Origin of the sequence: Halomonas sp. (assembly GCF_034520545.1) — a bacterium.
Classification (GTDB): Bacteria; Pseudomonadota; Gammaproteobacteria; order Pseudomonadales; family Halomonadaceae; genus Halomonas.
In genome coordinates, this window is sequence record NZ_JAXHNN010000009.1 from 182,114 (window position 1) to 201,967 (window position 19,854).

19 protein-coding genes are annotated in these 19,854 nt (G+C 64.6%); 7 read left to right on the top strand and 12 right to left on the bottom strand.

Annotated elements, in window-relative coordinates:
* Positions 1-49: 49 nt before the first annotated feature.
* From U5L98_RS05855 to U5L98_RS05865, 3 genes are read right to left on the bottom strand one after another with little or no spacing between them, the layout of a single operon-like run.
* Positions 50-1,645 (bottom strand): ATP-binding protein, encoded by a 1,596-nt coding sequence (locus U5L98_RS05855; RefSeq protein ID WP_322557406.1) that lies wholly within the window; start codon positions 1,643-1,645, stop codon positions 50-52.
* On the bottom strand, positions 1,645-2,313 hold the full coding sequence (locus tag U5L98_RS05860) for a 2OG-Fe(II) oxygenase (protein ID WP_416208178.1): 669 nt from the start codon (positions 2,311-2,313) through the stop codon (positions 1,645-1,647). Before U5L98_RS05860 ends, U5L98_RS05855 begins: the two co-directional genes overlap by 1 nt.
* Entirely contained in the window at positions 2,310-2,930 is a 621-nt protein-coding gene (locus tag U5L98_RS05865) for a CoA pyrophosphatase (protein WP_322557407.1), read from the bottom strand. Before U5L98_RS05865 ends, U5L98_RS05860 begins: the two co-directional genes overlap by 4 nt.
* 103 nt (positions 2,931-3,033) lie before the next feature.
* Here U5L98_RS05865 and U5L98_RS05870 point away from each other — a divergent pair, with 103 nt between their 5' ends.
* Entirely contained in the window at positions 3,034-3,591 is a 558-nt protein-coding gene (locus U5L98_RS05870) for an NUDIX hydrolase (RefSeq protein WP_322557408.1), read from the top strand.
* Positions 3,592-3,617: 26 nt separating this feature from the next.
* On the opposite strand, the gene U5L98_RS05875 is transcribed toward U5L98_RS05870, so the two are convergent.
* Positions 3,618-4,373 (bottom strand): SDR family NAD(P)-dependent oxidoreductase, encoded by a 756-nt coding sequence (locus U5L98_RS05875; protein WP_322557409.1) that lies wholly within the window; start codon positions 4,371-4,373, stop codon positions 3,618-3,620.
* A 115-nt stretch (positions 4,374-4,488) separates the two neighbouring features.
* Positions 4,489-4,800, bottom strand: coding sequence for a YqfO family protein (locus tag U5L98_RS05880; RefSeq protein ID WP_322557410.1), 312 nt, complete (start codon positions 4,798-4,800; stop codon positions 4,489-4,491).
* A gap of 314 nt (positions 4,801-5,114) precedes the next feature.
* Here U5L98_RS05880 and U5L98_RS05885 point away from each other — a divergent pair, with 314 nt between their 5' ends.
* Both U5L98_RS05885 and U5L98_RS05890 read left to right on the top strand, forming a co-directional pair.
* Positions 5,115-5,564: a fasciclin domain-containing protein gene (locus U5L98_RS05885; protein WP_416208209.1), complete on the top strand. Its 450-nt coding sequence runs from the start codon at positions 5,115-5,117 to the stop codon at positions 5,562-5,564.
* Positions 5,565-5,711: 147 nt separating this feature from the next.
* A complete protein-coding gene (locus U5L98_RS05890) occupies positions 5,712-6,554 on the top strand; it encodes a fructosamine kinase family protein (protein WP_322557412.1) in 843 nt (280 codons plus the stop codon).
* Here the strand turns inward: U5L98_RS05890 and U5L98_RS05895 are convergent, their stop codons facing one another.
* The 5 genes from U5L98_RS05895 to U5L98_RS05915 form a co-directional block, all read right to left on the bottom strand.
* Positions 6,555-7,184 carry an ABC-type transport auxiliary lipoprotein family protein gene (locus tag U5L98_RS05895; RefSeq protein ID WP_322557413.1) on the bottom strand — a complete coding sequence of 210 codons (630 nt, stop codon included), beginning with the start codon at positions 7,182-7,184 and terminating at the stop codon, positions 6,555-6,557. It abuts the gene before it with no gap.
* The gene (locus U5L98_RS05900) at positions 7,181-8,119 is read right to left on the bottom strand and encodes an MlaD family protein (protein WP_322557414.1); all 939 of its coding nucleotides are present in this window, start codon (positions 8,117-8,119) and stop codon (positions 7,181-7,183) included. The genes U5L98_RS05895 and U5L98_RS05900 overlap by 4 nt, the downstream gene beginning before the upstream one ends.
* Positions 8,120-8,121: 2 nt before the next feature.
* The gene (locus tag U5L98_RS05905) at positions 8,122-8,907 is read right to left on the bottom strand and encodes an ABC transporter ATP-binding protein (protein WP_322557874.1); all 786 of its coding nucleotides are present in this window, start codon (positions 8,905-8,907) and stop codon (positions 8,122-8,124) included.
* 17 nt (positions 8,908-8,924) lie between these two features.
* Positions 8,925-10,049 carry an ABC transporter permease gene (locus U5L98_RS05910; protein ID WP_322557415.1) on the bottom strand — a complete coding sequence of 375 codons (1,125 nt, stop codon included), beginning with the start codon at positions 10,047-10,049 and terminating at the stop codon, positions 8,925-8,927.
* Between the two features lie 65 nt (positions 10,050-10,114).
* Complete coding sequence (locus U5L98_RS05915) at positions 10,115-11,038, bottom strand: alpha/beta hydrolase (protein WP_322557416.1); 924 nt, start codon at positions 11,036-11,038, stop codon at positions 10,115-10,117.
* Between the two features lie 162 nt (positions 11,039-11,200).
* Between U5L98_RS05915 and U5L98_RS05920 the strand changes: the two genes are divergently transcribed.
* The 3 genes from U5L98_RS05920 to U5L98_RS05930 all read left to right on the top strand — a co-directional run bounded on the left by U5L98_RS05920 (position 11,201) and on the right by U5L98_RS05930 (position 16,843).
* Entirely contained in the window at positions 11,201-12,628 is a 1,428-nt protein-coding gene (locus U5L98_RS05920) for a TolC family outer membrane protein (RefSeq protein ID WP_322557417.1), read from the top strand.
* 70 nt (positions 12,629-12,698) lie between these two features.
* Complete coding sequence (locus tag U5L98_RS05925) at positions 12,699-13,799, top strand: efflux RND transporter periplasmic adaptor subunit (protein WP_322557418.1); 1,101 nt, start codon at positions 12,699-12,701, stop codon at positions 13,797-13,799.
* Positions 13,799-16,843 carry an efflux RND transporter permease subunit gene (locus tag U5L98_RS05930; protein WP_322557419.1) on the top strand — a complete coding sequence of 1,015 codons (3,045 nt, stop codon included), beginning with the start codon at positions 13,799-13,801 and terminating at the stop codon, positions 16,841-16,843. Before U5L98_RS05925 ends, U5L98_RS05930 begins: the two co-directional genes overlap by 1 nt.
* A gap of 94 nt (positions 16,844-16,937) precedes the next feature.
* Here U5L98_RS05930 and U5L98_RS05935 read toward each other — a convergent pair whose 3' ends face one another.
* On the bottom strand, positions 16,938-17,561 hold the full coding sequence (locus U5L98_RS05935; RefSeq protein WP_322557420.1) for a TetR family transcriptional regulator: 624 nt from the start codon (positions 17,559-17,561) through the stop codon (positions 16,938-16,940).
* Positions 17,562-17,740: 179 nt separating this feature from the next.
* Between U5L98_RS05935 and U5L98_RS05940 the strand changes: the two genes are divergently transcribed.
* The gene (locus U5L98_RS05940) at positions 17,741-18,772 is read left to right on the top strand and encodes a succinylglutamate desuccinylase/aspartoacylase family protein (RefSeq protein WP_322557421.1); all 1,032 of its coding nucleotides are present in this window, start codon (positions 17,741-17,743) and stop codon (positions 18,770-18,772) included.
* Between the two features lie 65 nt (positions 18,773-18,837).
* On the opposite strand, the gene dusA is transcribed toward U5L98_RS05940, so the two are convergent.
* Positions 18,838-19,833: a tRNA dihydrouridine(20/20a) synthase DusA gene (gene dusA / locus U5L98_RS05945; RefSeq protein ID WP_322557875.1), complete on the bottom strand. Its 996-nt coding sequence runs from the start codon at positions 19,831-19,833 to the stop codon at positions 18,838-18,840.
* Positions 19,834-19,854: the final 21 nt, after the last annotated feature.

Here is a 19,854-nt window from a genome sequence, read left to right on the forward strand (position 1 = left end):
CCTTGAGTACTCTCCTTTCGTCCATCATGACCGAGACGGGGCGCCGAGCTCAATGGCCAATGGGCGCGGGAGTGGTCAGCCCGGGTTCGGCCAGCACTCTAGCGGCAAAGGTGGCGCCGCCGGCACCGTCGTCAGGCAGTAGCCGTAGATCTCCGCCCATGGCCTCCATCAGCGAGTGGCTGATGGCCAGGCCCATCCCCAGGCCATCAGGTTTTCCGGAGTGGAAGGGGGCGAAGATCTGCTCGGCCTGGTCAATCGGCATGCCGGGGCCTCGGTCGTGCACCGTCAGGGTTACCTCGCGACGCCCGCTGCGCCGGGTGTGGATCGTCACCCGATCGGCGCCGGGGTAATCGCGGCTTGCCTCCAGGGCGTTGAGCAGCAGGTTGACCAGCACCTGCTCCAGGGCTACCGGGTCGGCGAGTACTCGGGGCAGGGCGTCCTGCGGCTCATGCGTCAGCGTCACGCCGGCCTGCTGATATTGCCACTCGCAGAGCCGGCAGGCGGCGTCGACCACCTCGTGCAGCGCCACCGGCCGGGAGCGCGTCTGCCCCTTGCGCACGAAGCCACGGATATGGCGTAGCCTTTCCCCGAGACGCGTCACCTGCTCCTGGATTCGCTCCAGCGGCAGGCGCAACGCCTCGGCCGGCTGTCCGGCGTCGAGCTTGAGCAGGGCGCCGCTGGCGTAGTTGGCGATGGTGCCCAGCGGCTGGTTCAGCTCATGGGCGATGTTGGAGGCGAGCTCCCCGGTCGTGGCCAGACGGTTGGCGTGGGCGATCTGTTCCTGATGGCGGCGCTCCTGGGCCTCGGCGGCCTTGCGCAGGCCGATATCGTGATTGAGAAGGGAGAGGTGGTCGGGCTCTGCGCCGGGCCCGGAGTGGGCCATCACCACGCTGAGCACCGGCACGGGCCCGCGTGAGCCACGCATCTCGAGTTCGCCGCTCCAGGAGCCGTAGCGCGCCACGGCGGGCAGCACGATCTCGCGCAGTACTGCCAGGGAGTTCGCTGTGTAGGCCCGTTCCAGGGGCGCCTGGCGGCCTTCCCGGGGCAGGCGCAGCAGCCGTCGGGCGGCCTCGTTGGACGAGAAGATTCGCTCCTCGCCATCGATGAACAGCACGTAGTCGGTGGTCGATTCCACCACCCGGGCCAGGCGTTCGCGGTTGGCCTCGACCCGGATGCGCCGGCTCACGTCGCGGGAGACACAGAGAATGTCGAGCAGCTCACCGGTGGCCGGGTCGCGGCGGGTGCGGCTGGTGGTCTCGAACCAGACGTAGTGGCCATCCCTGGCCCGGAAGCGGTAGGTCTGCTGATAGAAGCCATCGTGGTAGTAGACTCGCGGCGACTTGTTGAGCAGATCACTGAGGTCCATGGGGTGGAAGAGGTCGTAGGCGGAGACGCCGATCAGCTCTTCGGGCTCATAGCCGAGCAGGTCCCGGGCGGCCTGAGAGGCGTACAGGAAAGTGCCGTCCTGGGCGTGGCGTGAGATCAGGTCGGTGGTGTTGTCGGCGAGCCAGCGGTAGTGGCATTTCTCCGCCTCGAGGGCCGCGTTATCGGCTTCCAGGCGCGCATTGCGAGCTTCGAGCTCCGCCAGCCGGGCCTCGAGCCCAGCCTGGCGTTGCGTCGGGTCGTGCGTCTTGCCGTCTGCCATCAGCGGGCCGGGTCCACGAGACCACCCAGCGAGGCGTTGCGTCGGAACCAGCCGGCGATGCTGGTACGCGGCAGGCGGGTGGGCAGCACCTCGTGGGGTACCCTTTCGGAGAGAAAACAGGCAAAGGTGCCGGCCTCGGGGCGTACCCGGGCTAGTTCGCGCTCGGGGTTATCGGTGTCGTAGATCACCATCTCGCCACCGCCCTCGGCGGGCCAGTCGGGGTTGAGGTAACCCACGGTGGAAACCACCCGGTTGGCACGGCCGCGGAAGCTGTCGAGATGCCGACGGTAGAAGGCGCCGGGCGGATAGTGGGCGAAGTGGGCCTCGTATTCGAATAGCCCCAGGAACAGTGCCTGATTGAGCGCTTGTTGCAGCACACCCATGGCCTCCAGATAGCGACGCTGAGCCCGGCTCTCGCGGTCCAGCCAGCGGATGGCGTCGCCGCGGATGTCTTGGCGCAGGGCATGTGCCTGACCGCGACCGATGCCGGCGTTCTCGAGGGTGTCGTGGTCGGCCATGGCGATCACTTCATGGTAGAGCTCGGCGCACAGCTCGGTGGGGATGAACCCCTCACCGATGTACCAGCCCTGGTTCACCAGGGCATCGACCAGCTCGGCGAGCCGTTCGCGGGGCAGGGCGGTTTCTTGGGGCGAAGTAGTCGTCATCATGGGCTGGAGATTCGGCGCTCGGGCCGAAAGAGCAGCTCGCCAGGCGGGCGCTCGTAGAGGTTGATCGGCATGGCGAAGCCCTCGGCGAGCAGTTCCACCAGCATCATCGCCGAGAGTCCCCAGATCACGTGGCCATCGGTATGGTAGCTGGGCACGTAGTAGTCGCGGCCATCCACTCGTATCACGTCGGTGTGGGTGCGCTGGTCCTCGAGGAAGTGCGAGAGCGGTACCTCGAAGATGACATCGAGCTCATTCGGGTCGGGGATGAGTGGCAGGTCGGGCGGGATCAGCCCTACCCAAGGGGTCACTCGCAAGCCGTGCAGCGAGACCACGTCCGACAGCCGGCCGAGCAATTCCACGCGCTCCGGTGGCAGGGCGATCTCCTCCATGGACTCGCGCAGCGCAGTGGCCAGCAGGTCGGCATCCTGAGGTTCGCGCTTGCCGCCGGGGAAGGCGACCTGGCCGCGATGAGTGTTGAGGTGGTCGGCACGGCGAGTGAACAGCAGCGTCGGCTCGGGGCGGTCGACGATGGGCAGCAGAACCGCGGCCTCGGGCAGGTTCAGGCCGCCCCGGCGTGGCCGATGTGCTTGCAGGCGTTCACGAAGGTTCTCTAACATGGGGTTTCCATCGGGTTTGATTCCTTCTACTCGGCCGCCATGAGCGGCGTCAAGCCCTCATCGGGTGGACGCCATGCGGTCCGCCAGCCTGCCAGGGAGCGCCATGAACTTCTGCAGTCACTGTGGCCATACCGTGCGCTTCGCGATTCCCGACGGGGACGACCGGCCACGTTTCTTCTGCGACGAATGCGGCACCATCCATTACCAGAATCCGCGGATTGTCGCCGGTACCCTCCCGGTGAGCGGCAGCAAAGTTCTGCTTTGCCGCCGCGCCATTGCCCCGCGCAAGGGCTACTGGACCCTGCCGGCGGGCTTCATGGAGAACGCCGAGACCACCGTGGAGGCTGCCGCCCGCGAAACCCGCGAAGAGGCTTGTGCCGAGGTCGAGATCCATAACCTCTATACCCTGATCAACCTGCCGCACATCGACCAGGTCTACATGATCTTCCGCGCGGACCTCGACGGCGGCTTCGCGGCGGGGCCCGAAAGTCTCGAGGTGGCGCTGTTCGAGGAGCACGAGATTCCCTGGGATGAACTCGCCTTTCCGACCATCGAGCGCACCCTGCGCCACTTTTACGACGACCGGCGGGATGCCGCCTTCCCGCTGCATGTCAGCGACATCACCGCCGAGGATCGCGAGCGCTACTTTGGCAGTGCCTGACCCGGGTGGCGCATGATCGGGCTGATTCAGTCCCGATCGATGGTGAAGGGGGACCAGGTCTGGCGTGTCGGCATCACCTCCAGCCGGTTGATGTTGATATGATCCGGCAGCGTCGCCACGTGGAAGATCTGTTCGGCGATATCCTCGGCTTGTAGCGGCGTGGTGCCGCTGTAGAGGGCATCCGAGGCGGCCTGGTCGCCCTTGGTGCGCACCAGGGTGAACTCGGTCTCGGCCATCCCCGGCGCGATGTCGGTGACCCTGACCCCCGTGCCCTTCAGGTCGCAGCGCAGGTTGTAGCTGAACTGCTCGACGAAGGCCTTGGTGGCGCCATAGACGTGGCCTCCAGGGTAGGGCCAACTGCCGGCCACCGAACCGATGTTGATGATGCTCGCCCCGGCACCGGTGGCGATCAGCCGCGCCAGCATGGCATGGGTGACGTTGACCAGCCCGGTGATGTTGGTGTCGATCATGGTGTGCCAGTCGGCGAGGTCCACCTCTTGTGCCGGCTTGGGCGCCAGTGCCAGGCCCGCATTGTTGACCAGGCAGGTGACCTCGCGAAACTCGGCGGGCAGTTCCTCGACCGCACGCGCCACCGCCTCGGCGTCCCGCACGTCGAGGGTGAGGGTCAGTACTCGAACCTTGTCGCCTAGTGCCTGTTCGAGCGCCTCCAGGCGTTCGGTGCGGCGGCCGGTGAGGATCAGCGACCAGCCAGCGGCGGCGAAGCGGTGTGCGGCGGCGCGCCCGAAGCCGGAAGTGGCACCGGTGATCATGGCGATGGGCATGGGAACTCCTCCTCGAAAAATGGTGTCTCGAACCCCGCATCATAAGCCGGGAGGCAAGGTGTCTCCAGTCGTTGGGGGTGATGGGGAAGAGCTCACGCCTGGCATCGGCCGACGCTCAAAGGCTCTCCAGCCGCCAGACGTCGTAGGCCGGCTCCTCGTAAGGATGGGCGAGCTTCAGGGCGGCCACGGCCGTGTAGATCAGGTCATCCTCACAGACCAGTTCCACCTTGAGCTCTTCTACCTGCTCCAGGTCGCCGATCTGGCCGATGTGCGGGTTGGCGCCTGCCAGCGGGCGGAACTGTCCGGTGCCCCGAGTCTGGAAGCAGCACGCCTCGTAGTCGCCGATGCGCCCGGCGCCGGTGGCGAAGACCGCTTCCTTGACGGTTTCGGCGTCCGCCACGGGCACGAAGAAGGCCAGCTTGTACATGTTTGCGACTCCTCTCTGCATGAACCTTTTCCCGTTGTGCCATATCGCGTCGATGACGTCAGCCCCGTTGTCACCCGACATTCGAGAAAAGGAGGCCGGCACCTGTTGTGGGGGCGATGGGAAAAATAATCCTTGTGCAATATCTATACAGATACTATTTTCTGTATAGGTTGTGGTCGAAGACGGCCACCAACCTGAAGCTACGAAACCCACCGGCCGCGCCGCGTCCGGGGTCAGCCCAAGAGGAAGAGTGCCCCATGAAGACCTATACCACTCCCGTTTCACAGTTCATCGGCGCTGGCATGCTGGGCCTGATGCTCGCCGGCAGCATCCAGGCCGATGACCATGGCATGAAGAAGGACATTGTCGACACCGCGGCGGGTGCGGGTCAGTTCGAGACCCTGGTGGCCGCAGTCGAGGCGGCCGGCCTGGTCGAGACCCTCAAGGGCGAAGGCCCCTTCACGGTCTTCGCCCCGACCGACGAGGCCTTCGGCGCGCTGCCGGAAGGCACCGTGGAATCCCTGCTCGAGCCGGAGAATCAGGAGCAGCTGCAGGCGATCCTTACCTACCACGTGGTCCCCGGCAATATCATGGCCGAGGACGCCATGGCCGCCGACAGCGCCACCACCGTGCAGGGCCAGGACATCACCATCACCACCATGGACGGCAGCGTGATGATCAATGATGCCACCGTCGTCCAGGCCGACATCGAGGCCAGCAACGGCGTCATCCATGTGATCGATAGCGTGCTGATGCCCGAGTGATTCCTGCCTCCTCGGAGGGTCATTCTTCTGTTCCTTGCGTGATTATCCCCTTTTGGCTGCCTCCGGGCGGCCTTTTTTGCGCCACCGTTTTGACAGCCCCGAGCGGACTGGCGACCCTCATGGGATCGAATAAAGGAGCATTGCCACATGTCGATTGACGAGAGCCTCGCCGCCCTGCTGTCGGACGCCGGGCTGACGCCGCGGGGTGAGCCGCAGCCCCTGGGGGGCGGCGATATAGCCGCGGTCTACCGCTTGTCGACCGACCAGGGCGAGGTGGTGGTCAAGCATGACGATCCTGAGCGGCTGGCCGGCGAGGCCGATGGCCTGCGGGCGTTGCGTGAGGCCGGCAGCGGGCTGGTCGTGCCCGAGGTGCTTGGTGAGGCAGGAGGCTGGCTGGTGATGGAGGCATTGGCGTCGGGGCGCGCCCCCGATGACGAAGCGAGTCTCGGCGAGGGGCTGCGCCGGCTCCACGCGCTGACCGGCGAGAGCCATGGCTGGCCGCGGGACAATGCCTGCGGGCGCACGCCTCAGCCCAATGCTCCGCTGCCCGACGGCCGCGCTTTCCAGCGTGATCGCCGTCTGCTGCCCCTGGTTGATGCCTGCCAGGCGCGAGGCTTGATGGATGGCCGGCTGCGCCAGCGTATCGAGGCGATCGCCCATGGCCTGGAGTCCTGGCTGCCGGACCCTCCGGCGAGCCTGATACATGGCGATCTGTGGTCGGGCAATGTGCTTTTCACCCCGAGTGGGCCAGCGATCATCGACCCGGCCGTCTATCGCCACTATCCGGAGGTGGATCTCGCCATGCTGACGCTGTTCGGTTCGCCGGGAGCGGCCTTCTTCGAGGCCTACTGGAACGGCGGCACCCCGACCGACTGGCCGCGACGCGAGACGCTCTTCCAGCTCTATCCCTTGCTCAACCACCTGCTGCTATTCGGTGGCGGCTATCGCGGGGCGGTCGAGCAGGTGGTATCGCGACTGGAAACCGCCTGATCAGGGTGAGGGCCGCTCCATCCTCTCCAGGGTCCAGTCGACCAGCTCGCGGGTGAGCTGGTCGGCGGCACGACCGAAGGCCTCCACCACGGCGTCGAGGCTGGCGTCGTTGCTCTTCACCACCGCTTCGATGCGTCGGCTGGCCAAGACCGCGCGACTGGCCTCGTCGAGTAACTGGACCTCGAGGCGCACCACCACCTCGGGTACGCCATCGCGATAGCGGCTGTGGAAGGCCTCCAGGTGGCTGGCCAGGGTGGCGTTGCTGCGTGCCCGACTGGCGTCGTCCACCACAGCAGCTAGGCGTCCGTCGCGGCGGAAGGCCGTGACCAGGTAGTCGCGCAGCAGTTGGGGAATGTCATCGCGCCAGCGGGCCCCGGCATAGGCCTGGAACTCCCCGGGGGAGGGCATGACTAGCAGGCGCGGACCATCCAGCGGCGAGCCGGCGCTGGGCGTATCGACCCTCAGGGTCAGCTCACGGGGGGCTTCGGAGGACGCCGAGAGAGAAGGGTCGGGCAGCGTGAAGAGGCGTATCGGTTCTTGCTCTGGGAGCAGGCTGCAGCCCGCGAACAGCACACTCAGCAGCATGGCTAGCAGTGGCATGACATGTCGTGGCGCGTGGAACGGGCTCATGGGGTGAACTCCTGAATGTTGTCACGCCCCAGCAGGGCATCGGCCGGATTTTCCTCGATGCGTCGTACTAGCCGGTTCAGGGCGCGCAGGGCAGCGTGTAGTTCGCGCATGGCCGGGTCCAGCTCACCCACGCCCTGCAGGCCCCGCGCCAGGGAGCCTTCGTGGCTGGCGGTCAGGCGGTCCAGCCGGGCGGTGGTAGATTCCAGCGATTGCATCGCCTGTCGGGCACTCTGCAGGGTCGCACGACCCTCGTCGTCCAGCAGTCCGTTGGCCGTCTCGCCTAGGCGGCTGAAGCTCTGAAGGGATGCCTCGAGCTGCTCGCTGGCCTGACCGAAACGGGCCATGGATTCGCCGAGCACAGCGCGCTGATCGACCAGTGTCTCGGATAGGGTCTCCAGGTTGCTCAGGCTTCGCGTCAGGCTTTCGGCGTTTTCCTCGGAGAGCAGCCGGTTGGCACTGGTCAGCAAGCGATCCACCTGGGCGAAGAGCTCCTCACTGTTGTTGAGCAGCGAGCTCAGCGGGGAGGGTTCGGCCTGGATCAGCGGAGGATCGTCACGACTGCCGGTCAAGTGTTTGCTCTCGGGGGAGCCGCCGGAGAGCTGGATGTTCATGGTGCCCGTGATGTTGGCCAGCGCCAGGCTGGCGCGGGTGTCCTGCTTGATCGGGACGTCACTGTAGACGCGCACCAGCGCCCGCACCTGGCGCGGGTCCCGGGGATCGAGGCGCAGCCTGACGACATCACCCACTTCGATGCCGCTGTACTGAACCGCATTGCCCTCTGAAAGCCCGCTGACGGCGCGGTTGAAGCGGATCTCGTACCAGGCATAGTCGCGGTCGACGCTGGACTTGCCGAGCCACAGGGCGAACAGCAGGGCACTGCCCAGGGTGATCACCGTGAACAGCCCGATCAGCACATGGTGGGCGCGGGGTTCCATCGTCAGGGGTCCTCCACCGGGTTGGCCGCCTGCTGGGCGGCGCGGCCTCGCGGGCCATGGAAATAGTCGTGGATCCAGTCATCGTCGGTGGCCGCGACGACCTCGAGGCGATCGGCAACCAGTACACGCTTGCGCGACAGCACGGCCACCCGGTCGCAGGCGGTATACAGGGTGTCCAGGTCGTGGGTGACCAGGAAGACGCTCAGGCCCAGGGCGTCACGCAGGGTGAGAATCAGACGATCGAAGGCCGCCGCGCCGATCGGGTCCAGTCCTGCCGTGGGTTCGTCCAAGAACAGTGCCTCGGGGTCCAGTGCCAGGGCGCGGGCCAGGGCGGCTCGCTTGATCATGCCACCGGAGAGCTCGGCGGGATACTTGAGCGAGGCCTCTCCGGGCAGGCCGGCCAGGGCCAGCTTGACTCGGGCCAGGGCTTCGGCATCGGCCCGGGCGAGCCCGGCATGCTCGATCAGCGGAAGGGCGACGTTCTCCTGCAGGCTCAACGAGGTGAAGAGCGCACCACGCTGGAAGAGCACGCCGAAGCGGCGCTCCAGCCGGGAGCGGGCCTGGGCGGAGAGGCTTTGGAGGTCCTCGCCGAACACCTCTATATGCCCGGCGCTGGGTCGCAGCAGGCCGACGATGCTGCGCAGCAGGACCGACTTGCCGGTGCCCGATCCACCGACTACGCCGAGGATTTCGCCTGGCCACAGGTCAAGGTCCAGGTCCTCGTGTACTACATTCTGGCCGAAGCGATTCTTCAGGCCGCGAACCCGGATCAGGGGCGCTTCGCCCATCGATGCCTGTGCCGCGCTCACCAGCCCATCTCCATGCAGAACAGCGCGGCGATCGCATCCAGCAGGATCACCACGAAGATCGACTGCACCACGCTGGAGGTGGTGTGCTCGCCCACCGACTGGGCGCTGCCGGTGACCTTGAAGCCCTCCAGGCAGCCGATCACCGCGACCAGGAAGGCGAACACCGGTGCTTTGCCGATGCCCACCAGGAAGTGCTGGACGGCGATATCGCGTTCGAGGATCGCCAGGAACTGGGCCGTGGAGATGTCCAGGGCCAGTAGACACACCAGGGCGCCGCCCAGAATGCCGCTCAGCATCCCCACGAAGGTGAGGATCGGCAGGGTCAGCATCATCGCCAGCACCCGCGGTAGCACCAGCAGCTCGATGGGGTCGAGGCCCAGGGTGCGCACGGCGTCGAGCTCCTCGTTGGCCTTCATCGCACCGAGCTGTGCCGTGAAGGCGCTGGCGGTGCGGCCGGCGAGCAGGATGGCGGCGAGCAGCACCCCGAACTCGCGCAGGAAGGCGAAGGCGACCAGGTTGACGGTGTAGATGGTGGCACCGAAGTCGCGCAGTACTGTGGCGCCGAGGAAGGCCACCACGGCGCCCACCAGGAAGGTCAGCAGGGCGACGATGGGCAGGGCGTTGAGGCCCGTCTGATGCAGCTGGGCCACCACCGAGGTGAGGCGCCAGCGGCCCGGCCGCCAAGCGGTGGCGGCGAAGGTGGCGAGCACCTGGCCGATGAAGCCGAGCAGCTGGCGCTGCTGCTGCCACAGCCCCTCGACGATCTGGCCGGTCCTCGCCAGGGCATCCCGCAGCGGTCGGGCGGGGCGCGCCGTGGGTGGCTGGTTGTCGGCCATGGCCTCGCCCAGAGTGCGCAGCAGGGCACGACGCGTCGCCGGCAGGTCGGGGGCCCAGTCGTCGATCGCGGCGAGTGGCCTGGCGCCCACCAGCTCCATCAGCAGCACGGCACCGGCGGTATCCAGCGCGGCGAGCCGCGCAAGATCGATACCCTGGTGAGACGGCGCACGGGACCGTGCCAGACGCTCGACCTGGCGCTTGAGGGTCGTATAGTGCTCCAGGGTCCAGTCGCCGCCGATGGTCAGGCGGCCGTCCTGCTGGTCGATGTGGCCCGGCTCGGTCATGGGCAATGGTGTCTCGAAGGAGTCATGGTTGCCGATGGTATCAGCATGCGCGCCGTTACATTAGCTCAACCTTTGCCGAGCTCTTTCAGCCAGTGCAGGCCGCACTGCCACCAGTTCGGCGACCCGCCGGCGCCGCCAGGTAAGATGCGGGGGCGGGTCTGGCCGAGGAAGTCGGCGACGGGACGGACCTGACTGTCTCTGTCGAGCATGGGGGCGTGTCCGCAGCCGGGCACCTCGAGGCTGGTCAGGTTGGGCTGGGCCTCGGCCATGCGGGTCACGCTTTCGGCCTGGAGTAGCGGTGAGTCCTCGCCGCGAACGACCATCAACGGGCAGCGGATTGCCGCCCAGTCGGCCCAGGTGTCACGCGGGGTGTCGTGGACGAATTGCTCGCTGATGCGCGGATCGTAGTGGTAGGTCCAGCTGCCGTCCGGTAGCCGCCGGGCACTGTCCAGGGCGAGGCGCCGCCAGGCATCGTCGCCCTCGATGCCGAAGCCGGTGTAGTGGCGCCTGAGTTCGGCCTCGAGTTCGCTGAAGCGGTGGAACCGATGGGGCACACCGAAGTAGCTGGCCAGGCTCGCCAGGCCCTCGGGGTCGAGCTCCGGGCCCACGTCGTTGAGCACCAGCCGCTCGATGCGTGACGCCGTCTCGGGCTCGGCAGCCATCAGCATGCCAATCAGCCCGCCCATGGAGGTCCCGACCCAAGGCACCTGCTCGAGCTCGAAGTGGTCGAGCACCGCGACTGCTATTTTCATGTAGTGGGCGTAGAGATAGTCCTGGGCGGGGAAGAGCGACCAGCTGGAGAGGCCGCGGCCCGGTGTGTCCGGGGCCAGGACCCGCCAGCCGGGGCCAAGCACCCGGGCGAAGTCGGCGAAATCCCCACCGTGACGGGCCAAGCCATGCCAGGCGATGACGGTGCGCGGGGCCTCGGGGTGCCAGATGCGCACGGCGATCTCAAGTTCCTTCACCCTGAGGAGTTCCAGAGCGTCCATGGGTGTTCTCCCTCATTGGGCTATGTTGCATAGCAGCATAGCGGAATTTCCCGGAGCTTTCGGCAAGGATTTCTGTTCTGCCGAAAGCATGGCAGTGGATTCGCCACTGAAACATGCGACAATGTATGTAAATCTGACCGACCAGAAACCGAGGATGACCCGATGACCCGTCACCGCTCCCTTCGTCATGCCCTGCTGCCGGCAATGATCGCATCGGCTTTCGCCGCACCCCTGCAGGCGGCCGATCTGTTGACCATCACCCGAGACGCCCTGGAGAACAATGCCGAACTGGCCTCGACCCGCTCACAGACCAGTAGCGTCGAGGCGGGGCGAGACGTGCAGCGCGCTGACCTGCTGCCCCAGGTCAATGCTTCGGCCAATGTATCGCACAATCGTCAGTATGAATCCCAGACAGGCGGGTTCTCGGCAGGAAGCCCGGGGGGCGACGACAACTACAACAGCGCCGGCCTAACGCTGGAAGCCACCCAGGCACTTTTCGACGCGCGCAATTCGCGTGAAGTCGAGCAGGCCGAGCGCCAGATCGATCAGCAGACCTATCAGTTGGCCGCCACCGAGCAGCAGGTGCTGATCGACGTCTCATCGGCCTATTTCGAGATCCTGCGGGCTTACGAGGTGCTGGAGGCGCGGCGCGCCCAGGAGCGCGCTATCGGTCGCCAGTTGGAGCAGGCCCGCGAGCAGTTCGAGGTGGGGCTGATCGCCATCACCGAGGTTGAAGAGGCCCAGGCCCGTTTCGATCAGTCGCGCGCCGAGCGCATCGCCGCCGATAGTGATCTGCAGGTGCGTTTCGAGGTCCTGGAGCGCCTGACCGGCCAGCGCTACGAGAGTATCGATGCCCTCGGCAAAGAGCTGCCCGTCCAACCGCCGACCCCGGCCGACCGCAACTATTGGGTCGAGTTGGCCATGGCCAACAACCCTTTGGTGCTGGCCAGCGAGGCTGGTGTCGCGGTCTCGCGCACCAGTGTCGCGATCGCCCGTGCTCAGCGCCTGCCGACACTCAACGCCTTCGCCAACTATAGCTATGCCGAAGACGACCGCGATGCCGTGGAGGGCCACAACTCCGCCAGCCAAGTCGGCTTACGCGCCAGCCTGCCGCTCTATACTGGCGGGCGGACCCAGGCGAGCATTCGTCAGAACACCTATCGGCTCGAAGCCAGCCAGTATGATTTCGAGGACCAGCGCCGCGATACCATGCAGCAGGTTCGCTCGTTCTATACCCAGGTCAGCAACGATGTCTCGACGGTGGAGGCCCGGGCCCAGGCTATCGTCTCCAACCAGAGTGCGCTGGATGCCACGCGGGCGGGCTATGAAGTGGGAACCCGCAACATCGTCGACGTGCTCAATGCCGAGCAGAACCTCTACAACGCCGTCGCCGACTACGCCAGCGCTCGCTACGACTATGTGCTCGATCTCCTCAGACTGCGTCGGCAGTCGGGGACCCTGAACGTGCAGGCCATCGAACAGGTCAACGCTTGGCTGGATGGCGGCAGTGTCTCCTTCACTCTGCCGGAAGAAAGCGCCCCCTATGACGAGGCCATGGAGATCGGCGAGCCGCCTCAGCCCTTGCGCTGATACTGGTCGATGATCCGCCTTCCCCATTCAAAACTTGCAGCACTGGACATGGATTGACAGGACCTGAACTATGCGCATTGCTTCCCGCTTTCTGATCGTCATCATATTCCTCGGCGTGGTGCTTGGAGGCATCTTTGGCTACAAGTTTTACCAGTTCGGCCAGATGCAAGAGCAGATGTCCCAGCCCCAGCCGCCTACTCAGATATCAGCCACCAAGGTCAGTACCGAAAGCTGGACGCCTGCTTTCAAGGCAGTAGGCAGTATTGAAGCCGTGAACGGTATCGAGGTGGCGAATGAAGTTCCCGGTGTCGTCGAGGAGATCAATTTCGACTCCGGCGATACGGTCGCACAGGGTGATGTACTCGTTCGCCTGGACGCGGAAACTGATGAAGCCGCCCTGCGCACTCGTCGGGCCGAAGCCCAGTTGGCGGAACAGGAGTTCCAGCGGATAGCCAATCTGCTTCCCAAGCGTGCCGTGTCCCAGTCCCAGTACGACGAAGCCAAGGCCAACCTTGACGCGGCCAGGGCCCGGGTGAATGAAGCGGAGGCGCAACTGAGCAAGAAAATCATCCGAGCGCCGTTCGACGGCACTCTGGGTATCCGCATGGTGGATCAGGGCGAATATGTTCCTACAGGCACCCCGATTGTTGAAATCAACATGCTGGATCCGATTTACGTCGACTACACCCTGTCTGAAAAGGATCTGCCAAATGTGGCGACGGGCTACTCGGTGGTGGTGACTGTTGCGGCGATTCCGGAACAAACCTTTGAAGGCAACGTCAGCGCCATTAACACGTCGGTGAACCCCGAAACCCGCACCGTTCGTATCCGCGCCACTCTGGACAACCCCGAAAACCGCCTTCGCCCGGGTATGTTCGCGACGATTCAGACGCGTCAACCAGAGGATGATCGCGTCGTGACGGTGCCGCGCACGGCCATTTCCTACAACACCTACGGCGATTTCGTGTTTGTGGTTGAAGAAAACGACAACGGTGCTCTGGTGGTTAACCGCCGCAGCATCACTACTGGTGAAACCCGCGATACCCGGGCGGCGGTGCTGTCTGGCTTGAAGGCGGGTGAAACCGTGGTCGCCAAGGGGCTGCTTCGTCTGCGCGCCGGCCAGAAGGTCGAGATACAGGAAGACGAGCAACCGCAGGAGGCATCTGAGTAATGCGATTCACCGACATTTTTATCCGCCGGCCGGTCCTCGCGACGGTGGTGAGCTTGCTCATACTCCTGCTGGGCGCACGGGCGGCCATGGAAATGGAAATCCGCCAGTATCCCAAGCTGGAAAGCACCACGGTAACCGTTACCACGGCTTATCCGGGTGCCAGCTCGGACCTGATTAAGGGCTTCATCACCATCCCCCTGCAGCAGGCCATCGCCGAAGCCAGCGGTATCGATTATCTGACCTCCACCAGCACCCAGGGCGCCTCTACCATCCAGGCTAAGATGGAGCTGAACTACGATGCCAACGCGGCGCTCGCGGAAATCCAGGCCAAGGTGGCCAGTCAGCGTAACGTGCTGCCGGCCGAAGCTCAGGATCCGGTCATCACCTCCACCACTGGCGACTCCACCGCGTTGATGTATATCGCATTCTATAGTGAGGAGTTGGCGGTTCCGCAGATTACCGATTATCTCACTCGGGTGGTGCAACCCAAGCTCCAGGCGTTGGCGGGCGTTGGTAAGGCGGAGCTTCTGGGAAGACCCTTTGCCTTGCGGGTATGGCTGAATCCCGAACGCCTGGCAGCCGTGGACATGACGCCTCAGGAAGTGATTGCCAAGCTGCGCGCCAACAACTATCAGGCGGCGGTCGGCAATACCAAGGGTACCTACACAGAAATCAGCATGACCAGCGACACGGATGTTGCCGACCCGGACAAGTTCCGCAACCTCGTGGTCAAGCAGTTTGAAGGCTCTCAGATTCGTCTGCAGGATATCGCCCGGGTCGAACTGGGTTCCCAGACCTACGACCAGTTGGCCTTGTATAAGGGCCAGCCGGCGACTTACGTCGCCATTGAACTGGCGCCGGGCGCCAATCCGTTGACCGTGGCGGGGCTGGTGAAAGCGGAACTGCCAGAAATCAAAAGCCAGCTGCCGTCTGGCTTGGATGCACGGCTGGCTTACGATGCTTCGGACTTTATCGAAGATTCCATCAACGAGGTGATCAAGACGCTACTGGAAGCCCTGGTCATCGTACTGATCGTGGTGTTCCTGTGCCTGGGGTCCGTGCGGGCGGCGGTTGTGCCCTCGGTGGCTGTGCCACTGTCCCTGATTGGTGGCGCCTTCGTCATGTTGCTGTTCGGTTTCTCGCTGAACCTGCTGACGTTGCTGTCCATGGTGTTGGCCATTGGCCTGGTGGTGGATGATGCCATCATCGTGGTGGAGAACGTCCACCGGCACATCGAAAAGGGTGAGTCCCGTTTTGAGGCTGCGATCAACGGCGCCAGGGAGATGGCCGTGCCCATCATCGCCATGACGACCACGCTGGTGGCGGTGTATGCGCCGATCGGTTTCATGGGCGGGCTCGTCGGTTCCTTGTTCACTGAATTTGCCTTTACCCTGGCCGGTGCCGTGGTGATTTCGGGTATTGTCGCCCTGACCCTGTCGCCCATGTTGTCGGGCAAGGTGCTCAAGCCTCATGGCAATCCCGGTCGGTTCGAGCAGCTGGTGGAGCGCACGTTCAATGGTCTTGCTAGTGGCTACAAGTCAGCCCTCAGCTCGCTGATGCAGACCAAATCTGTGGTGGTGTTCTTTGCGGTGGTGGTGCTGGGCTCTATCTATTTCATGGTGACGATGAGTCAGAGCGAGCTGGCGCCAACGGAAGATCAGGGCATCCTGTTCTACCAAGGGACGGGGCCGCAGACGTCGACCCTCAATTACCTTCAAGAGCACGGCGACGAGATCCAGAATCGGATGTCAACGGTGCCGGGCTATGAAGAAGACTTCATGATCATCGGCATTACCAGCCCAAACGCGGTGTTCGGTGGTTTCAAGATGGCACCCTGGAGTGAAAGGGAGATTTCTCAGTTTGAGGTTCAGCCCAAGCTGGACGCCGAGTTGAGCAAGGTCACCGGCCTGCAAACGGCGGTGTTCCCCCCTCCGGCGTTGCCGGGCTCGGGCGGCGGCCTGCCGTTTCAGTTGGTGGTTTCCACGGGTAACAGTTACGAGCAGTTGAATCAGGTGGCCGATGAATTGCTCGGCGAGGCCATGGGCAGCGGTAACTTCATGTTCCTGCAGAAGTCCATCAACTTTGACAAGCCCCTCACTCGCATCAACGTAGACCGGGATCGGGTCGCGGACCTGGGTCTGTCCATGCAGGACATAGGCCAGGCCCTGGCGAGCATGCTCGGTGGCGGCTACATCAACCGCTTCAATATGGAAGGCCGGTCGTATCAGGTCATTCCACAGGTTGATCAACAGTTTCGCCTGGACGAACAGAAGCTGAATGACTATCAGATCCGCACTGACACTGGTGATCTGGTGCCGCTGGGCAGCGTGGTGAGCTTCACCCATGAGGTTGAACCGTCCAGCCGGACCCAGTTCAACCAGCAGAATTCCCTCACGCTGCAGGGGGTTGTCAAACCAGGCGTCGCCATGGGGACCGCCATGGAGTACATGGAGCAAACCGCAGACGAGGTGTTCCCCCAGGGCTTCAGCTATGACTACACCGGCCAGACCCGGCAGCAGGCGACCCAGGGTAACGCCCTGATGGTGACCTTCTTCCTGTCGCTTCTTGTAATCTACCTGGTGTTGGCGGCGCAGTTCGAAAGCTGGCGCGACCCGTTCATCATTCTGGTCTCGGTGCCCATGTCGGTAGCCGGTGCCATGGCGTTCATCGTGCTTGGTTTCGCCACCATGAACATCTATACCCAGGTGGGACTGATCACGCTGATCGGGGTGGTCTCGAAGAACGGGATCCTGATCGTCGAGTTCGCCAATCAGTTGCAGAAGGATCGCGGATTGAACAAGGTGGATGCCGTGATTGAAGCCGCTGCCATCCGGCTACGACCCATCATCATGACCTCTCTGGCGCTGATCTTTGCAATGGTGCCGTTGCTGATTGCCATCGGCCCTGGGGCGGAAAGCCGCTTTGCCATTGGCCTGACCATCAGCACCGGGCTGGGCATTGGCACGCTGTTCACCATTTTCGTGTTGCCAGCGTTCTATATCCTGCTGGGGCGTGAGCACCAAGGTTCAACGACCGATGGATAAGGCCAAGCACTGTCCATGCACGCGGTACGGTATGGGCATGCCAGGACGTTGCGTATCATCGAGTAGAGGACTCTGCCAGTGGAACATCGCGACCTCACCCGGCGGGTGGGGCGCGCATCAGTTCCAGCTGAGTGTCCAGCAGCACCGTGCCGCGCTCGAGGATCGAGAAGCGTTCGTGGTTGCGCAGCCAGTCGTGGAAGAGTCCGCCGAGCATCGCCTGCAGGAGTTCACCGGCTAACGTCGGGTCTAGCCCTTGGCGCAGGTGGCCCAGGCGGGCCGCACAAACGCAATAGTCCACCAGCGCACCACAGGCCTCCTCGGCCATCTCGTTCTGCATGGCCAGCGGATCGATGTCGCCGAAGACCTCGCAGTGATGGATGAGAATGGCATGCACGCGCCGATAGCGGGGCTGCTCGAGGCGCTCGAAGCCTTTCAAGCAGGCCAGGCGGATCGCCTCGAGGGGGCGCTCGACGAGGCTCGGGTCGCCGATCTCTTCTACCAGCTCCTGGAAGGGCATGCGTACACGTTGCAGCATGGCCTGGAAGAGGTCGGCCTTGTTGCGGAAGTGCCAGTAGAGGGCGCCGCGTGTCATATCAGCGTGTCGAGCGATCTGTTCCAGGGAGGTGCGGGCCACGCCCTTCTCGAGGAACACCTCCTCGGCGGCGTCCAGCAGGGCCTCCCGGGTAACGGCGGCCTCGGCCTTGGTGCGTCTGGCCATGAAGTTGGGCTCTCCAGCGTTCTGGTCGGTGGACCTATTCTACCCGAGCCGCCTCGCCTTTTACATACACCAATGTATGGATAATAGCGTGCGTATACATCGGTCGTGCTCGTCTTCGGCGCGGCAGTGGCGTATAAGGTAGCCACGAAAAACACTGTTCTGTCACGCAAGGAGAGCCCATGGCCCGTGCCCCTTTCGAACTCGCCGGCACCCGCGTGGCGGCAGGCTCGCGTACCCAGATCGACGTGCCAGTGGCGCGTCTCTACACCCACGCTCCGCTCTACATCCCCGTCGAGGTTGTGCACGGCCGCCAGTCGGGCCCGGTGATGCTGGTCTGCGGCGGGATCCATGGCGACGAGATCAATGGCGTGGAGATCGTGCGCCGGTTGCTGCGCTCCAAGCAGCTCCAGGGGCTGCGCGGAACTCTGATCGCCTCACCGATCGTCAACGTCTTCGGCTTCGTGCAGCACAGCCGCTACCTGCCGGATCGACGTGACCTCAACCGCTGCTTCCCGGGCAGCGAATCGGGCTCGCTGGGCGGCCGGGTGGCGGCGCTGTTCCGCGAGCAGATCGTCGATCACGCCACGCACATCATTGACCTGCATACCGGCGCCATTCATCGCACCAACCTGCCGCAGATCCGGGCTCAGCTGACAGCCGGGGGCGAGACCGAGCGCATGGCCAACGCCTTCGGGGCGCCGGTGATTCTCAACGCCGAACTGCGCGAGGGCAGCCTGCGCCACTATGCACAGAATCGCGGTATACCGGTGCTCACCTACGAGGCTGGCGAGGCGCTGCGCTTCGACCAGTGGGCGATCACTCCGGGGGTGCGCGGTGTGCTGCGTGTGATGCGCCGGCTGGGCATGCTGACCGGAGAGCATCGCCGCCGGCAGGTGCCGGCCGCGGAGGTTGCCAATGGCTCGAGCTGGGCTCGGGCACCTATCGACGGCATCCTGCGCCCCCAGGTGCGACTCGGGGCTCGGGTGGCAGAGGGCGAGCTGCTGGGGCGCGTGGCGGACCCCTTCGGAAACGCCGAGGGCGAGGTGCGCTCCATGGCCGATGGCATCGTGATCGGCATGAGCCGATTGCCATTGGCCAACGAGGGAGAGGCACTGTTTCATATCGCCCGCTTCGATGCCATCGAGGAGGCCGAAAGCGCCATCGAGGACTTCCACTCCAGCCTCGAGCCACCGCCCGACGCGCTTTACTGAATCGCGTTACAAATACAGACGGCGCCGGGAGATCGGCGCCGTCTGGGTTTCGGTTGCCACCGGCCTCAGGCCACGGCGGCGGTCTCGCGCTCGGGCACCAGGCTCAGGGCATCGTCGAAGACACGCAGGCAGGCGCCGTCGAGATGACCGTTCTCGGAAAGGTGACGGCGGAAGCGACGCCCGCCTGGCTGGCCCTGAAAGAGCCCTAGCAGGTGGCGGGTGATATGGTTCAGCTTAGCGCCTTCTTCCAACCGACGTGCGATGTAGGGGCGGAACGCCCGCGCTGCCGCATGGCGGCTCTGTGCCGGGCCGGGTAAGCCGTAGATGGCTTCGTCGATGCCGGCCAGCAGCCAGGGGTTCTGGTAGGCCTCGCGGCCGACCATCACGCTGTCCACCAGTTTCAGTTGTTCCCGGCAGGCGTCGAGTGTCTTCAGGCCGCCGTTGATGCCGATATGCAGCTCGGGGTGGCTCGCCTTGAGGCGGTGCACCCGTGGGTAGTTGAGCGGAGGCACGTCGCGGTTCTCCTTGGGGGAGAGCCCCTCGAGCCATGCCTTGCGGGCATGCACGATGAAGGTGTCGCAGCCGGCGTCGGCCACGGTGGTGATGAAACGCTCGAGGTCTGCATCCTCGTCCTGGTCGTCGATGCCGATGCGGCACTTGACCGTGACCGGGATCGACACCGCCTCACGCATGGCGCGCACCGCGGCGGCGACCTTCTCCGGATGGCCCATCAGGCAGGCGCCGATCAGGTTGTTCTGCACCCGATCGCTCGGGCAGCCGACGTTGAGATTGACCTCGTCGTAGCCCCAATCTTCGGCGATGGCCGCACATTCGGCGAGCTCATCGGCATCGCTGCCACCCAACTGCAGGGCAAGCGGATGCTCGACCGCCTCATGGCCGAGGAATCGACTGCGCGGGCTGCCATACAGGATGGCGCCGGTGGTCACCATCTCGGTATAGAGCAGGGCGTAGCGGGTCAGGGTCCGGGCGAATGCGCGATAGTCGCGGGTCGTCCAGTCCATCATAGGGGCCACGGAAAAGGTACGGTCGAGCTGGGACATCGGCATCACGGAGTATCGTTC

Excerpts from the sequence above, each read along its gene's own strand:
- U5L98_RS05855 (WP_322557406.1), bottom strand. The coding sequence starts at position 1,645 with ATGGCAGACGGCAAGACGCACGACCCGACGCAACGCCAGGCTGGGCTC.
- U5L98_RS05860 (WP_416208178.1), bottom strand. The coding sequence starts at position 2,313 with ATGATGACGACTACTTCGCCCCAAGAAACCGCCCTGCCCCGCGAACGG.
- U5L98_RS05865 (WP_322557407.1), bottom strand. The coding sequence starts at position 2,930 with ATGTTAGAGAACCTTCGTGAACGCCTGCAAGCACATCGGCCACGCCGG.
- U5L98_RS05870 (WP_322557408.1), top strand. The coding sequence starts at position 3,034 with ATGAACTTCTGCAGTCACTGTGGCCATACCGTGCGCTTCGCGATTCCC.
- U5L98_RS05875 (WP_322557409.1), bottom strand. The coding sequence starts at position 4,373 with ATGCCCATCGCCATGATCACCGGTGCCACTTCCGGCTTCGGGCGCGCC.
- U5L98_RS05880 (WP_322557410.1), bottom strand. The coding sequence starts at position 4,800 with ATGTACAAGCTGGCCTTCTTCGTGCCCGTGGCGGACGCCGAAACCGTC.
- U5L98_RS05885 (WP_416208209.1), top strand. The coding sequence starts at position 5,115 with ATGCTCGCCGGCAGCATCCAGGCCGATGACCATGGCATGAAGAAGGAC.
- U5L98_RS05890 (WP_322557412.1), top strand. The coding sequence starts at position 5,712 with ATGTCGATTGACGAGAGCCTCGCCGCCCTGCTGTCGGACGCCGGGCTG.
- U5L98_RS05895 (WP_322557413.1), bottom strand. The coding sequence starts at position 7,184 with ATGAGCCCGTTCCACGCGCCACGACATGTCATGCCACTGCTAGCCATG.
- U5L98_RS05900 (WP_322557414.1), bottom strand. The coding sequence starts at position 8,119 with ATGGAACCCCGCGCCCACCATGTGCTGATCGGGCTGTTCACGGTGATC.
- U5L98_RS05905 (WP_322557874.1), bottom strand. The coding sequence starts at position 8,907 with ATGGGCGAAGCGCCCCTGATCCGGGTTCGCGGCCTGAAGAATCGCTTC.
- U5L98_RS05910 (WP_322557415.1), bottom strand. The coding sequence starts at position 10,049 with ATGACCGAGCCGGGCCACATCGACCAGCAGGACGGCCGCCTGACCATC.
- U5L98_RS05915 (WP_322557416.1), bottom strand. The coding sequence starts at position 11,038 with ATGGACGCTCTGGAACTCCTCAGGGTGAAGGAACTTGAGATCGCCGTG.
- U5L98_RS05920 (WP_322557417.1), top strand. The coding sequence starts at position 11,201 with ATGACCCGTCACCGCTCCCTTCGTCATGCCCTGCTGCCGGCAATGATC.
- U5L98_RS05925 (WP_322557418.1), top strand. The coding sequence starts at position 12,699 with ATGCGCATTGCTTCCCGCTTTCTGATCGTCATCATATTCCTCGGCGTG.
- U5L98_RS05930 (WP_322557419.1), top strand. The coding sequence starts at position 13,799 with ATGCGATTCACCGACATTTTTATCCGCCGGCCGGTCCTCGCGACGGTG.
- U5L98_RS05935 (WP_322557420.1), bottom strand. The coding sequence starts at position 17,561 with ATGGCCAGACGCACCAAGGCCGAGGCCGCCGTTACCCGGGAGGCCCTG.
- U5L98_RS05940 (WP_322557421.1), top strand. The coding sequence starts at position 17,741 with ATGGCCCGTGCCCCTTTCGAACTCGCCGGCACCCGCGTGGCGGCAGGC.
- dusA (WP_322557875.1), bottom strand. The coding sequence starts at position 19,833 with ATGTCCCAGCTCGACCGTACCTTTTCCGTGGCCCCTATGATGGACTGG.